13 protein-coding genes are annotated in these 15,394 nt (G+C 48.9%); 11 read left to right on the forward strand and 2 right to left on the reverse strand.

Going from position 1 to position 15,394, the window contains the following annotated elements; genetic code table 11:
• Positions 1-234 precede the first annotated feature (234 nt).
• From speE to argS, 4 genes are all read left to right on the forward strand, one after another.
• Positions 235-1,065 (forward strand): spermidine synthase, encoded by an 831-nt coding sequence (gene speE, locus MST20_RS09175; RefSeq protein WP_075751577.1) that lies wholly within the window; start codon positions 235-237, stop codon positions 1,063-1,065.
• 54 nt (positions 1,066-1,119) lie between these two features.
• Positions 1,120-1,992, forward strand: coding sequence for an agmatinase (gene speB, locus MST20_RS09180; RefSeq protein ID WP_059230843.1), 873 nt, complete (start codon positions 1,120-1,122; stop codon positions 1,990-1,992).
• Between the two features lie 155 nt (positions 1,993-2,147).
• Positions 2,148-2,576, forward strand: coding sequence for a YwiB family protein (locus MST20_RS09185; protein WP_243941698.1), 429 nt, complete (start codon positions 2,148-2,150; stop codon positions 2,574-2,576).
• Positions 2,573-4,243, forward strand: coding sequence for an arginine--tRNA ligase (gene argS, locus MST20_RS09190; protein WP_243941700.1), 1,671 nt, complete (start codon positions 2,573-2,575; stop codon positions 4,241-4,243). The genes MST20_RS09185 and argS overlap by 4 nt, the downstream gene beginning before the upstream one ends.
• A gap of 86 nt (positions 4,244-4,329) precedes the next feature.
• On the opposite strand, the gene MST20_RS09195 is transcribed toward argS, so the two are convergent.
• Both MST20_RS09195 and cls read right to left on the reverse strand, forming a co-directional pair.
• Positions 4,330-4,596, reverse strand: a complete 267-nt coding sequence (locus MST20_RS09195; RefSeq protein WP_023857054.1) for a hypothetical protein — start codon at positions 4,594-4,596, stop codon at positions 4,330-4,332.
• Positions 4,597-4,669: 73 nt separating this feature from the next.
• Positions 4,670-5,860: a cardiolipin synthase gene (gene cls / locus MST20_RS09200; RefSeq protein ID WP_243941702.1), complete on the reverse strand. Its 1,191-nt coding sequence runs from the start codon at positions 5,858-5,860 to the stop codon at positions 4,670-4,672.
• 149 nt (positions 5,861-6,009) lie between these two features.
• On the opposite strand from cls, the gene MST20_RS09205 reads away from it, so the two are divergent.
• The 7 genes from MST20_RS09205 (at position 6,010) to MST20_RS09235 (ending at position 15,258) form a co-directional block, all read left to right on the forward strand.
• Complete coding sequence (locus tag MST20_RS09205; protein WP_243941704.1) at positions 6,010-8,124, forward strand: (Fe-S)-binding protein; 2,115 nt, start codon at positions 6,010-6,012, stop codon at positions 8,122-8,124.
• Between the two features lie 96 nt (positions 8,125-8,220).
• On the forward strand, positions 8,221-9,399 hold the full coding sequence (locus tag MST20_RS09210; protein WP_243941706.1) for an acetyl-CoA C-acetyltransferase: 1,179 nt from the start codon (positions 8,221-8,223) through the stop codon (positions 9,397-9,399).
• 15 nt (positions 9,400-9,414) lie between these two features.
• The gene (locus MST20_RS09215; protein ID WP_243941708.1) at positions 9,415-10,278 is read left to right on the forward strand and encodes a 3-hydroxybutyryl-CoA dehydrogenase; all 864 of its coding nucleotides are present in this window, start codon (positions 9,415-9,417) and stop codon (positions 10,276-10,278) included.
• A 12-nt stretch (positions 10,279-10,290) separates the two neighbouring features.
• Complete coding sequence (locus tag MST20_RS09220; RefSeq protein ID WP_243941710.1) at positions 10,291-11,421, forward strand: acyl-CoA dehydrogenase family protein; 1,131 nt, start codon at positions 10,291-10,293, stop codon at positions 11,419-11,421.
• Positions 11,422-11,433: 12 nt separating this feature from the next.
• Positions 11,434-12,573: an acyl-CoA dehydrogenase gene (locus tag MST20_RS09225; RefSeq protein ID WP_243941712.1), complete on the forward strand. Its 1,140-nt coding sequence runs from the start codon at positions 11,434-11,436 to the stop codon at positions 12,571-12,573.
• A gap of 302 nt (positions 12,574-12,875) precedes the next feature.
• Positions 12,876-13,394 carry a DNA-directed RNA polymerase subunit delta gene (gene rpoE, locus MST20_RS09230; protein ID WP_243941715.1) on the forward strand — a complete coding sequence of 173 codons (519 nt, stop codon included), beginning with the start codon at positions 12,876-12,878 and terminating at the stop codon, positions 13,392-13,394.
• Positions 13,395-13,650: 256 nt separating this feature from the next.
• Complete coding sequence (locus tag MST20_RS09235; protein ID WP_243941717.1) at positions 13,651-15,258, forward strand: CTP synthase; 1,608 nt, start codon at positions 13,651-13,653, stop codon at positions 15,256-15,258.
• Positions 15,259-15,394: the final 136 nt, after the last annotated feature.

The raw sequence follows: 15,394 nt of genomic DNA on the forward strand, positions 1-15,394 counted from the left end.
TCCTAAGTTTTGGCGGTCGCCGCGGCAGAAGCGCCCATCTGTGGCAAGCTCAGCCAAAACGGCCGCCGGGAATGGAATGACTCCTGAAAATGAATCGATCCGTCTTTACAATCACCTGCAATTCCTCTATACTTTTTCCTTAGGCAAAAGCCGATGCTTCAGTGCAGAATAATCGCCGCCGCAGGCGAGAAAAATAGATGGAAATACAGCTTATCATGAAAGGAAGATGACGCTTTGAGCGGACTTTGGTATACAGAGAAGCAAACGAAAAACTTCGGCATTACGATGAAAATCAACAAGACTTTACATACAGAACAGACGGACTTTCAAAAGCTCGAAATGGCCGAGACGGAAGAATTCGGCAACATGCTGTTTCTTGACGGCATGGTCATGACATCTGAAAAAGATGAATTTGTCTACCACGAAATGGTGGCGCATGTGCCCCTGTTTACGCATCCGAACCCTGAGCATGTCCTTGTGGTCGGCGGCGGAGACGGCGGCGTCATCCGTGAAATTTTGAAGCATCCGAGCGTCAAAAAAGCGACGCTTGTTGATATCGACGGCAAGGTGATCGAATACTCTAAGAAATTTTTGCCTTCCATTGCAGGCAAACTTGACGATCCGCGCGTCGAAGTAAAGGTCGATGACGGCTTCATGCACATTGCACAATCTGAAAATGAGTACGATGTCATCATGGTCGATTCAACCGAGCCTGTAGGGCCGGCTGTCAACTTGTTTACAAAAGGCTTTTACGCCGGCATAGCAAATGCGCTAAAGGAAGACGGCATTTTCGTTGCTCAGACGGACAACCCTTGGTTTACACCTGAACTGATCACTAACGTTCAGCGCGATGTAAAAGAGATCTTCCCGATTACAAAGCTGTATTTGGCCAACATTCCGACATATCCAAGCGGATTGTGGACGTTTACGATCGGTTCGAAAAAATACGATCCTCTTGAAGTGGAGGACAGCCGCTTCTTTGATATTGAGACGAAATACTATACAAAAGACATTCATAAAGCGGCATTCGTCCTTCCGAAATTCGTCAGCGATTTAATCAAATAAAACAGTTTGGCGCAGGATGGCATTCTGCGCTTTTTTTCAGGGAGGTTTTTGAAGATGAGATTTGATGAAGCATATTCCGGCAAGGTGTTTATTGCAAGCCGCCCCGATTGGGAAGAGGCGGACGCCATCCTTTACGGCATGCCGATGGATTGGACGGTCAGCTACCGTCCCGGATCGCGCTTCGGTCCGGCGAGAATCCGCGAGGTGTCCATCGGGCTTGAAGAATACAGCCCTTATTTGGACAGGGAGCTGGACGAGGTTCATTTCTTTGACGCCGGCGACATCCCGCTGCCTTTCGGGAACCCGCAGAAGAGCCTCGACATGATTGAAGAATATGTTGACAGCATTTTAGAAAAAGGAAAATTCCCGCTCGGAATGGGGGGAGAACACCTCGTTTCATGGCCGGTCATTAAAGCGATGTACAAAAAATATCCCGATCTTGCCATCATCCATATGGATGCACACACAGATCTCCGCGTCGACTATGAAGGAGAACCGCTCTCGCATTCGACGCCGATCCGCAAAGCAGCGGAACTGATCGGTCCCGGCAATGTCTATTCATTCGGCATCCGTTCCGGTATGAAAGAAGAGTTTGAATGGGCAAACGAAAACGGCATGCACATTTCCAAATTTGAAGTGCTCGAGCCGCTTAAAGCCGTCCTGCCGAAACTCGCGGGGCGTCCGGTTTATGTCACGATTGACATCGATGTCTTAGATCCCGCCCATGCGCCGGGAACCGGTACGGTTGACGCCGGGGGCATCACATCAAAAGAGCTGCTCGCTTCGATTCACGAAATCGCCCGCTCAGACGTCAACGTCGTTGGAGGAGACCTTGTTGAGGTCGCACCGGTCTACGACCATTCGGAACAAACCGCAAATACGGCAAGCAAGCTGATTCGCGAAATGCTGCTCGGCTGGGTGAAATAAACAGGCTGTCCTTTTTCGGGACGGCTTTTTTCTTAGAAAATAGTTTATCTTCCCGTCCGTTCTGTTAAGATGGTATAAAGGAGCAGCGGTTGAACTTTTTTTCCCGAATGATTATACTAATCAAGTCAAATCGGATCAAAAAAGGAAGTGTCGGAATGGATCAGGAGACACCCGTTAATATCCATGTGAAATCTGTCATCCGGGAAGGATCGGACACAGAAACGATCGAGTTCCGGACAACTGGGTTTTATTATATGAAAAAAGATAAAATATATCTTTCTTATCATGAAGAGCATGATGCTGGAAAGGTGAAGACGATCGTCAAAGCAAGCGAAAACGAAGTTCTGGTGATGCGTTCCGGCGCCATTGAAATGAAACAGCGTTTCAGGCCGGGCAGCCGCACCGTCACACATTATAAAATGCCTTTCGGCAGGCTCGAGCTTGGCGTGGATACAAAATCCGTATCAGTCACCCGGCAGCCGCCAGACGGAAAGATCAGCGTTGAGTACGATGTGATTGTAAGCGATGAACAAAAGCATTTACATATGATGTCGATTTCGTATAGAGGAGGACACGAGTCATGAACATAGTCGAACAAATGAAAGATGTGCTGAAGCAGGAAATTAAAGAAGCTGTCATGAAAGCCGGCCTCGCCGCAGAAAGCGAGATTCCCGAAGTCGTATTGGAAGTCCCGAAAGACAAGGCGCATGGCGACTATTCCACTAACATGGCGATGCAGCTGGCAAGAATCGCCAAAAAAGCGCCGCGGAATATTGCCGAGGAAATCGTCGCATCCTTTGACAAAGGAAAAGCGTCGATCGACAAACTTGATATCGCAGGACCGGGGTTTATCAATTTCTACATGAACAATCAATATTTAACGAAGCTCATTCCGGCTGTACTTGAAGCAGGAGAGGCCTACGGTGAAACAAATATCGGAGGCGGAGAACGCGTTCAGGTGGAATTCGTCTCAGCAAACCCGACGGGCAACCTGCATCTTGGACATGCCCGCGGAGCCGCTGTCGGAGATTCCCTCTGCAATGTACTTGAAAAAGCGGGGTATGAAGTGAGCCGCGAATATTATATCAACGATGCCGGCAATCAAATCAACAACCTCGCATTATCCGTCGAGGCCCGTTACTTTCAGGCGCTTGGAAACGACAAGCCGATGCCTGAAGACGGATATCACGGCGAAGATATTAAGGAAATCGGCCGAAAGCTCGCCGATGAATTCGGCGACCGTTTTGTTCATGAAGAAGAGAGCGAACGCCTCGCGTTTTTCCGCGAATACGGCTTAAAGTACGAATTGGGCAAACTTCGTGAAGACCTCGAGAATTTCCGTGTCCCATTTGATGTCTGGTACTCAGAGACATCGCTTTACCAAAACGGAAAGATCGATCAGGCGCTCGCAGCCCTTCGCGAAAAAGGGCACATCTATGAAGAAGACGGGGCGACATGGTTCCGCTCAACGGCGTTCGGCGATGACAAAGACCGCGTCCTGATTAAAAAAGACGGGTCCTACACGTATCTTCTGCCTGACATCGCTTATCACAAAGACAAGCTTGACCGCGGCTTCCAAAAGCTGATCAACGTATGGGGAGCGGACCATCACGGCTATATCCCGCGCATGAAAGCGGCCATTGAAGCGCTCGGTTATGACAAAGAAACGCTTGAGGTCGAGATCATCCAGCTCGTCCACCTCTACAAGAACGGCGAAAAAATGAAAATGAGCAAAAGAACCGGAAAAGCCGTGACAATGCGCGATCTCATTGATGAGGTCGGCCTTGACGCGGTGCGTTACTTCTTTGCGATGCGCAGCGCCGATACGCACATGGACTTTGACCTGGATCTGGCTGTCTCCACATCGAATGAAAACCCGGTTTACTACGCGCAGTACGCTCATGCGAGAATTTGCAGCATGCTGCGACAAGGCGAAGAAAAAGGTATTTCATTTGAAGGGAACCTTGATCTGACGAAAATCGCTTCTGAAAAAGAGTATGATCTGCTTAAAGTGATCGGCTCGTTCCCTGAGGCTGTTGCCGATGCCGCAGAGAAGCGGATTCCGCACCGCATTACAAACTATATTTTTGAATTGGCATCTGTGCTCCACAGCTTTTACAATGCTGAGAAAGTTCTCGATCCCGCTGATGAAGAAAAAAGCCGGGCGCGTTTATCATTGATGAAGGCAACACAAATCACATTAAATAATGCACTCAAGCTGATCGGCGTATCAGCTCCTGAAAAAATGTAAAACGAATCCCCCGTCCTTTGAACGGGGGATTTTTTCTTGATTTGGTGAGGAGGCGTCTCACACAAAGGAAGGCTCGCCGCCTTCCCTTATTGAACTTGAGCGTCAGAAAGAATCGATTGTGCTTTTCTTACTAACTCCTGCGCCATCTTTCCTTCGATGACAATCAGGCACTCATTTTCGCGATTGGCCATTCTGAACATTTCCAGCTCAATTAAATCTTTAATTTTGCACATCGTTTTTCTTGAGCATATATAAAGCTGATGTCTGGCTGAGCGGCAAAGTCTGTACAGCTCAATCAAGTTTTTTAACGTCATCGATTGTGCGCGGAGCTTAATAGACTCTGCTTGGTTCATCATATATCCCTCCGTATGTAATCATCACTTTGTTGAAATGTTACCCGCATGTTATACAGGATAAACGTACGATTCATAAAAAGTATGAAATCGACTTCGCCAGCCATTCGACGGGCCGCTGCATCATCGGCCGCTTCGCATACCGCTCCTTTGTCAGAAGCTCGGCGTGTTCAATGCTTTCCTTGACGACGTCAAAGAATTGTTTTGCCCAGTCTTTATCATGGATGACGACATTCACTTCATCATTGAAAAACAAGCTTCGGTTGTCAAAATTCGATGTTCCGATCATCACATGCCGGTCGTCGACGATCAATGCTTTTGCATGATAAAAGCCTCTGTAGTACCGGTAAATATAGCAGCCCGCTTCCAAAAGTGCGGGAAAGTTCGTGTAGGCGGCTTCTTTGACAAGCGGATGGTCGGCTTTCATCGGCACGAGAACCGACACGATCACGCCCCTTTCCCTGGCTGAAAGAACTGCCTGCTGCAAAGCCGGACTCGGAATATAGTACGGCGTGCAAATCATGATTCTTTCTTTTGCCTGTTCAATAAATGAAATATATTTTTCCTCCAGAGAAAATCCCTTTGTCGCATGCATCGAATGGGTGACAGCTCCTTGATGGAGCGGCGGAAACACGCCGCTGTCCGGCTGTGCCTGTGGCGCTTCTCTTTTGAAGTCCGATAAAAAAATGCGCTGCAAGTCGGCAACACCTTCCCCCGTCATTCGCAAATGGTAATCCTTCCACGGTCCGAATTCCGCTTTTTTACCAAGGTATTCTTTCGCAATGTTAAATCCGCCCACATAGCCGATCTTTCCGTCTATGACGGCGATTTTCCGGTGATTTCTTGCATTCAGCCGATAAAAGAAATAAGGGAAGCCCGGCTTGTTGACAAAAAAAACGTGCGCTCCGCTTTGTTTCAAGCCTGACAGCGTTTTTTTCTTTACCTTCATCGCGCCGATCCGGTCGATCAGCAAGCGGACGCATACGCCGGCTTTCGCTCTATCCTTCAGCACCTTCAAAAATTCAAGACTGATGTCATCGTTCTTTACAATATAAAACATGACATGCACCGACGATTCGGCCTGGCGGATGTCATCCATCAGCCGCTCACACAAGTCTTCTCCATTATGAATCAGTTCAATATCGCTTTTCTTCTCTGAAAAAACGGGTTCGTAGGCTTTCTTCTCAAAGGCTTTGCGGCCGAAACGGAAATCGAGCGCAAGAAGCAGGATGAGAAAACATACCATAATCATAAGCGGCACCAATGAAGACACTCCCTTTTTTCGTGTAAAGAATAGTGTCCCCCTAATTTCCTGCATTTATGAAAATATATTGACTGAACACTCATTCATTATTTAAGATAAAGGTAGTTCAAGGGGATTTAAGGTTGGGAAAATGAAAGGGGGAGCAGCTGATGAATGTCTTATTGTGGTTGAATTTCATTGCGTTTTTAGGTGTAACCGCTTACGCCGTTTATCTGTTTGTCTACTTGATCCGAACGAGAATCAGTTACATCAGGCTCGGACAAAAAGAGGATTTTGATAAGCGGATGAAGGAGCGCCTTCAAAAGATATGGGAGAACGTGTTCGGCCAAAAGAAACTGCTTAAAGATAAAAAAAGCGGCATTATCCACGTCATGTTTTTTTACGGCTTTATTCTCGTTCAGTTCGGAGCGATCGATTTTATTTTGAAAGGGCTCGTTCCCGATCAAGGACTTCCGCTTGGCGGCGTCTACCCGGCGTTTACGTTTTTTCAGGAAATCGTCACGCTGATGATTTTAATTGCGGTAGTCTGGGCCTTTCACAGGCGCTATATTGAAAAACTCGTCAGACTGAAGCGTAATTTTAAGTCGGGGATCGTACTCATGCTGATCGGCGGCTTGATGTTTACCGTTTTACTCGGAAACGGTATGAACATGATCTGGCATGAACATTCATTATCATGGCACGAACCGATGGCATCAGGCATCGCTTTTGTCCTCGGCTTCATGGGAGAAACCGCCTCAGCGGCAGTGTTCTATGCGGCATGGTGGGCGCATCTTCTCATCTTACTGACATTTTTAGTCTATGTGCCGCAGTCAAAGCACGCCCACTTAATTGCCGGACCGGCAAACGTATTTTTCAGCCGGCTGACAAACCCGGGAAAGCTTCAAAAAATCGATTTTGAAGATGAAACAAAAGAAACGTTCGGCGTCGGACGGATCGAGGAATTCAGGCAATCCCAGCTGATCGACCTTTACGCGTGCGTGGAATGCGGGCGCTGTACCAATATGTGCCCGGCTACCGGAACAGGCAAAATGCTTTCGCCGATGGATCTGATTTTGCGGCTCAGAGACCATTTGACAGAAAAGGGAGCAGCAGTAACATCGAAAACGCCTTGGGTTCCCGCGCCGCTCTTTCAGCATACGAAAGGCAACCAGCTGGCCATGGGGGCGGGGGGAGAAGGATCAAGAGAAGCGGCTGCTTCAGAGCTGTACAATCCGAGCTTAATCGGCGACATCATCACCGAAGAGGAAATTTGGGCATGCACAACGTGCCGGAATTGTGAAGATCAGTGCCCGGTCATGAATGAGCACGTCGACAAGATCATCGATCTCCGCCGCTATCTCGTGCTCACAGAAGGAAAAATGGATGCAGATGCCCAGCGCGCCATGACGAGCATTGAAAGACAGGGCAACCCTTGGGGATTAAACAGAAAAGAACGCGAAAACTGGCGTGACATGAGAGACGACGTTAAGGTGCCGACAGTGAAAGAAATGAAGAAAAAAGGCGAGTCCTTTGAATACCTGTTTTGGGTCGGGTCGATGGGATCGTATGACCGGAGAAGCCAGAAGATCGCCATGGCTTTCGCGCGTCTCCTCAATCAAGCCGGGGTCACGTTCGCGATTTTAGGCAATAAAGAAAAAAATTCAGGCGATACGCCGAGGCGGCTTGGCAACGAGTTTTTATTCCAGGAGCTTGCCGCAAAAAACATTGAGGAATTCGAAAAAAATGATGTTCGAAAAATTGTAACCATCGATCCGCATGCATACAATATTTTTAAAAATGAATATCCTGATTTTGGTCTGAAAGCGGAGGTGTATCATCATACAGAAATGCTCGCTGCTCTTATTGAAGAAGGAAGGCTGAAACCTGAGTTTCCGGTTCACGAAACCGTCACCTTTCATGATTCATGCTATTTGGGCCGCTACAATGAGGTTTACGATCCGCCGCGCGCTATTCTGCGCTCCATTCCGGGCATCCGTTTAGCAGAAATGGAACGCAGCCGTGAAAACGGAATGTGCTGCGGAGCGGGGGGCGGTCTCATGTGGATGGAGGAAGAGACGGGCACAAGGATCAACGTTGCCAGAACGGAGCAGGCGCTCAGCACATCACCTTCTGTCATCAGTTCGGGCTGTCCGTATTGTTTGACGATGCTCGGCGACGGAACAAAAGCCAAGGAAATGGAGGATCAGATCGGCACCTACGATGTGGCGGAACTGCTTGAACGCGCCGTATTCGGCTCAGAACAAAAAGAACATGCTTCATAGACGGATTTCATGTTTTGAATAAAGAAGGTGTGAGCCGGATCTCCGCCTTCTTTTATCATCGGTATCACAAATCATGATAAGGGGAGAGGATGTCAGGTGGCGAGATCGGTTATTGCAGGCGGCGCGCGCACACCTTTTGGAAAACTCGGGGGCGCGCTTCAGTCAAAGACGGCAGCGGAGCTCGGCGGAATCGCCGTAAAAGAAGCATTAAAACGTTCCGGTGTACATCCTGAGGATGTCGATGAAGTCATCATGGGTTCCGTTCTTCAAGGCGGACAGGGGCAGCTGCCGTCGAGGCAGGCCGCGCGTTTTGCGGGACTGCCATGGGACGTCAAAACGGAAACGATTAATAAAGTGTGCGCTTCAGGTTTAAGAAGCGTCACAATGGCGGATCAGATCATCCGGGCCGGTGATGCGGAGGTCATTGCCGCAGGAGGTATGGAATCGATGTCAAATGCCCCTTATTTGCTTCAAAAAGCGAGATGGGGGCTGAGAATGGGAGACGGAGCGGTTAAAGATTTGATGATCACAGACGGGCTGACATGCTCATTTACGGGCGTTCATATGGGCTCCTACGGAAATGCAGCTGCGAAAGAGTTGGAGATTGCCAGGGAAGAGCAGGATCGATGGGCGCTCAGGAGCCACATGCGGGCCGTACAGGCTGCGGCTTCAGGTGCGCTCGGAGAAGAGATCGTCCCGGTTCGTATACCGCAAAAGCGGGGCGGCGAATTAACGGTCGATCAAGATGAAGCTCCGCGGCGCGACACGTCATTGGAAAGGCTGTCACAGCTTGCTCCGGTTTTTGACCATGACGGGACAATTACTGCGGGAAACGCGCCGGGTGTAAATGACGGGGCATGTTCGCTTATCGTGATGAATGAAGACAGGGCAAAGGAACTCAATGTGAAGGCGTCCGCCGTCATTAAAGCGCACACATCCATTGCAGTCGAAGCCAAAGACTTCCCGAAAACCCCAGGGCTTGTCATCAGAGAACTGCTTAACAAAACCGGAGCTGAGCTTTCTGATATCAAACTGTTTGAAATCAATGAAGCTTTCGCCGCGGTAGCTTTGGCAAGCGGAAAGATCGCGGGCCTTGACATGGAGAAGGTCAATGTCAACGGCGGCGCCATTGCACTTGGCCATCCGATCGGCGCGAGCGGGGCAAGAATCATTTTGACGCTTATGTACGAATTAAAACGGCGCGGCGGCGGTACAGGTATTGCTGCCATTTGCAGCGGCGGCGGTCAGGGAGACGCCGTGATGATCGAGGTATAAAAAGGGGGATTTTAAATGAAAAAAGACACGATCATGGTCATCGGAGCCGGCCAGATGGGAGCCGGGATCGCCCAGGTCTCTGCCCAGGCCGGATACAATGTTTACATGCATGACGTATCACCTGACCAAATTGAAGAGGGAATGAAGCGCATTTCCGGCCAGCTAGTCAGACAGGCGGAAAAAGGCAAGCTTCCGCATGGTGACGTGCAGCAAATCTACCAGCGTCTTTCCCCTTCGGCTTCGCTCGACGAAGCGCGGGAAGCTTTTCTCATCATTGAAGCGGCTGTTGAGCAAATGGATGTAAAAAAAGAAATTTTCAAACGGCTTGATGAAGTGACCGAAGACTTAGCCATATTGGCATCAAATACATCGTCATTGTCGATTACGGAACTCGCTTCCGTCACGAAAAAACCTCAGAATGTCATCGGCATGCATTTTATGAACCCGGTTCCGGTCATGCAGCTTGTCGAGGTCATCAGGGGGCTTGAGACGAGCGGTGAAACATATGAAACTGTCGTGGCTGCGGCGGAGCGGATGAACAAGGTTCCGATCGAGGTGCGGGATTTTCCGGGATTTATCTCCAACCGCATTTTAATGCCGATGATTAATGAGGCAGTTTTTGCGCTTTATGAAGGCGTCGCCGAGAAAGAAAGCATAGACGGAATCATGAAGCTAGGCATGAACCATCCGATGGGCCCGCTGGCTCTCGCTGATCTGATCGGTCTGGATACGTGTCTGTATATTATGGAGACGCTGCATGAAGGCTTTGGCGATGATAAATACCGGCCATGTCCGCTCCTTAAACAATATGTCAGCGCAGGACGTCTCGGAAAGAAAACGGGCAGAGGGTTTTACACGTACGAAAAGCAGCCGACATAAGGAGGGGTGACCTTGAATTTTCAGTTTACAGAAGAGCAGACCCGCATGCAGAAGATTGTCAGGCAATTTGTTAAACAGGAGGTCGCTCCTTTTGTACCTGAAATGGAGAAAGGGCGTTTTCCAACCTCTCTTTTGAAGAAAATGGCGGAGCGCGGCTGGATGGGGATTCCGATACCGGCTAAGTACAGCGGAGCCGGTCATGACTTTATCACCTATATGATGACCATCCATGAGCTGTCAAAGAAAAGCGCCGTTCTTGGCGCGGTTCTATCTGTACACACGTCAATTGTCACCATTCCCATTCTTTTATACGGAAATGAGCGGCAAAAAGAGCACTATGTTAAAAAGCTGGCAGCAGGGCAGTACTTGGGAGCTTTTTGTTTAACCGAACCGAGTGCCGGTTCCGATGCGGGCAGTCTAAAAACCAGGGCCATAAAGCGCGGCGATACCTATGTGCTGAACGGAACGAAAGTTTTTATCACAAACGGCGGTGCCGCGGACATTTATCTTGTTTTTGCTTCAACCGATCCGAAAGAGGGAGCGGGAGGCATTTCGGCTTTTATTGTGGAGAAGGGCACGCCGGGCTTTTTTATCGGGAAAAATGAAGAGAAAATGGGGCTTCACGGTTCGCTGACGGTCACTTTAAGTTTTGATAACGCTGTCATTCCCGCCCGGCAGCTGCTGGGGAAGGAAGGAAAAGGATTCAAAATGGCCCTTTCCAATCTGGATACCGGGCGGATCGGAATTGCGGCGCAGGCTCTGGGTATCGCCGAAGGAGCGCTTTCTGAAGCCGTCCAATTTCTGGAAAAACGGTATCCGGACGGAGAGCTGTATAAGAACGGGCAAGGGCTTGCCTTTAAGCTGGCCGACATGGCGGCGAGGACAGAGGCGGCCAGGCTTCTCGTCTATCAGGCCGCTTCATTGAAACAGCAAGGCGTTCAGACGGGAAAGGCTGCTTCAATGGCCAAACTGTTCGCTTCGGAAACGGCGATGTATGTCGCCGGAGAGGCCGTGCAGCTGCTCGGAGACTTCGGATATACAAAGGATTTCAGCGCTGAACGATATTTCAGAGATGCGAAAGTGTGTGAAATTTATGAGGGCACGAGCGAGATCCAGCGGATCGTCATCGGTAAGCATTTATAAGGGGGGAAAAGAATGATCTTTAAGCTGAGTGAAGAGCACCAAATGATACAGAAGATGGTGCGCGACTTTGCCCGTCAAGAGGTGGAGCCGACTGCAAAGGAGCGGGATGAGGAAGAGCGGTTTGACATAGAACTATTTTCCAAAATGGCGGAATTGGGGCTGACGGGAATACCGTGGCCTGAAGAATACGGGGGGATCGGCAGCGACTATCTCGCCTATGTCATCGCGGTTGAAGAGCTTTCCAAAGTCTGCGCCTCAACGGGCGTCACCTTGTCAGCCCATACTTCGCTTGCGGGCTGGCCGATTTATGCATTCGGAACGGAAGAACAGAAGCAGGAATACTTAAAGCCGATGGCCCGCGGTGAAAAGATAGGCGCCTACGGATTGACGGAGCCCGGTTCAGGCTCTGATGCCGGCGGCATGAAAACGACCGCGGTCAGAAATGGTGATGAGTATATTTTAAACGGAACGAAGATCTTTATCACAAATGGCGGAATTGCAGACATCTACATCGTGTTTGCCAACCTTGCGCCGGAACAGAAGCACAAAGGCACAACCGCTTTTATCGTTGAAAAGGATTTTCCCGGTTTTTCTGTCGGGAAAAAAGAAAGGAAACTGGGCATCCGTTCATCGCCGACAACCGAAATTATCTTTCAGGACTGCCGCGTGCCTTTAAAAAACCGCCTTGGCGGGGAAGGTGAAGGCTTTAAAATCGCAATGCAGACGCTTGATGGAGGCAGAAACGGAATTGCCGCTCAAGCCGTCGGGATTGCCCAGGGTGCATTTGAGGCGGCGAAGGCGTATGCGAAAGAGCGGAAGCAATTCGGCAGGCCGATCGCCGAGCAGCAGGGCATCGCTTTTAAACTGGCTGATATGGCGACTGAGATTGAAGCTTCAAGGCTTTTAACCTACCAGGCGGCATGGCTTGAATCAGAGGGGCTGCCTTATGGAAAAGCTTCCGCCATGTCAAAGCTATACGCAGGGGATACGGCTATGAAAGTGACGACGGAGGCCGTGCAAATATTCGGCGGATACGGCTACACAAAGGATTATCCGGTCGAGCGCTTTATGCGCGATGCAAAAATCACACAAATCTATGAAGGAACGCAGGAAATTCAAAAGCTCGTCATTTCGAGAATGCTGATGAAATAAGGGTGGAAAACAGCCGTCTGGCACGGTTTGGGCTGCTGCCGGCGGACAGGCCGCCGACGCAGTTTTTTTCGTTTTCAAGGGGCCGGACGCTCCCGGCTGTTCTATGTTTCAATCCCGCTTGCCGCCGATTTCCAATGCAACAGGTAAAAATTATTGAATTAACGGGAATAAAGGTGGCATAAAGTGATTTCTTTTGTTTATAATGAGAGGTATGGTTTGTCGTAAAGACAGGGATTACATGCTTATTTTCTATGACAGAGATAGTAGATACATACATGAAGATAGAAAGGGAGTGTCTGGCGATGAGTTTGAAACAATACTCAGAGGAACAGCTAAAGGAAATGGCTTTAGTTGAAATCGCATACGAAATTTTCTCGGAACACAAAAAACCGATTACATTCCAGGAGCTAACAGATCAAGTGGCTTCCTTGCTTGGAATGGGGAAAGAAGAGCTGGAAGACCGCATCGCCCAGTTCTACACAGATTTAAATATCGACGGACGCTTTTTGGCGCTGTCAGACCAAACGTGGGGCCTGCGCAGCTGGTATCCGTATGATCAGCTTGATGAAGAAACACAGCCGACTGTAAAAGCGAAAAAGAAAAAAGCGAAAAAAGTGGTTGAAGAAGATCTTGATCTTGACGAATTCGAAGAAATCGATGAGGATGATATTCTTCTTGACGATGTCGAAGAAGATTTGGACATTGACGCCGATGAATTCGAAGAAATCGATGAAGCCGACGATGATGAGCTGGATGATCTTGAAGACGAGATCCTGGATGATGATGAGGAAGATTTTGAAGAAGAGGAAGACGAAGAGTAATTTTGCCGTCTGAACGGAATTCATGTTTAAATCGATCTTGACTTTCGCAGGCGAACTATGTAGTATGTATTTTGGGCTCTTCAAAACGAAGAGATTCGAGTGATACGGACTATCAGCTCCCTTTCAAGAAATTGAAAGGGAGCTTTCTTGTTTTTCCGCCTCCTTATCATTTAAATCATTTAGAAAAGATCTAAATGATTTTTCATAAAAAGAGCATTTTAAGGAATAAGCGTTAATCGAAGAGAGGGGTACAGAAATGACAAAATATATCTTTGTAACCGGAGGAGTTGTATCCTCGCTTGGAAAAGGAATTACGGCGTCTTCGCTCGGACGCCTGCTGAAGAACAGAGGTTTGAATGTCACCATTCAAAAATTTGACCCGTATATCAACGTAGACCCGGGGACGATGAGCCCGTATCAGCACGGTGAAGTGTTCGTAACCGACGACGGTGCGGAAACGGATCTTGACCTCGGCCACTATGAGCGCTTCATCGACATCAATTTAAATAAATACAGCAACGTGACAACAGGAAAAATCTATTCCACGGTACTGAAAAAAGAGCGCAGAGGCGATTATTTAGGCGGTACCGTACAGGTTATACCTCATATCACAAATGAAATTAAAGACCGCGTATTCCGCGCCGGAAAAGAAACGGGCGCTGATGTCGTGATCACCGAAATCGGCGGAACCGTCGGTGATATCGAATCGCTGCCGTTTCTTGAAGCGATCCGCCAGATCAAGAGCGATGTCGGCCGCGACAATGTGATGTACATTCACTGTACGCTCGTTCCATATCTTAAAGCGGCGGGAGAAATGAAAACAAAGCCGACTCAGCACAGCGTAAAAGAACTGCGCAGCCTCGGCATCCAGCCAAATGTCATCGTCGTGAGAACAGAAATGCCGATTTCTCAGGACATGAAAGATAAAATCGCGCTGTTCTGCGACATCGATCCTAAAGCCGTCATCGAGGCCGGCGATGCGGATACGCTCTACTCCATTCCTCTCGACCTGCAAAAACAAGGGCTGGACAGCCTGGTCTGCAGCCACTTGAAGCTGGATTGCAGAGAAGCCGATATGGAAGAATGGAAAGAACTTGTTAAAAAGGTGAAAAGTCTGTCCAAAACGGTGACCATCGCTTTGGTCGGTAAATACGTCGAGCTCCCTGATGCTTACATTTCAGTTGTGGAATCGCTTCGCCATGCAGGTTATGCGTTTGACGCAGACATTCAGGTTAAATGGATCAATGCGGAAGAAGTGACAGAAGAAAACGTTGCCGATCTTGTTCAGAATGCGGACGGTATTCTTGTGCCGGGCGGATTTGGAGACCGCGGTGTTGAAGGGAAAATCACGACAGTCAAATATGCCCGCGAACAAAAGATTCCGTTCTTCGGCATTTGCCTCGGAATGCAGGTGGCATCGATTGAATACGCGAGAAACGTGCTCGGTCTTGAAGGAGCGCATTCAGCCGAAATCGATCCTTCCACACCGTATCCGATTATCGACCTTCTCCCTGAACAAAAGGACATTGAAGACCTCGGCGGAACACTGCGCCTCGGACTTTATCCGTGCAAGCTTCAAGAAGGGTCGAAAGCGTATCAGGCGTATGAAAATGAAGTGGTCTATGAACGCCATCGCCACCGCTACGAATTCAACAATGAGTTCAGACAGCAGATGGAAGAATCTGGATTCGTATTTTCCGGGACAAGCCCTGACGGCCGCCTCGTGGAAATTATCGAGCTTAAAGACCATCCATGGTTTGTCGCGTCTCAGTTCCACCCTGAATTCACGTCAAGACCGACAAGACCTCAGGCTCTGTTCAGAGACTTCGTACATGCTTCGCTGAAGACTTCGGAAAAGCTGTAAAAAAGAAAAAGGCCTGCCGGCAAATCACGCCGGCAGGCCTTTTTTTGGGATTTTTCTGGTGATCATGGCGGCCTGAACTGGTACTATATTCATTAAGGCCGGCCTCACCGTCATTAATTTCCTTTAGGCAACCCTG

This window comes from Bacillus sp. B19-2 (genome assembly GCF_022832475.1).
Classification (GTDB): domain Bacteria; phylum Bacillota; class Bacilli; order Bacillales; family Bacillaceae; genus Bacillus; species Bacillus paralicheniformis.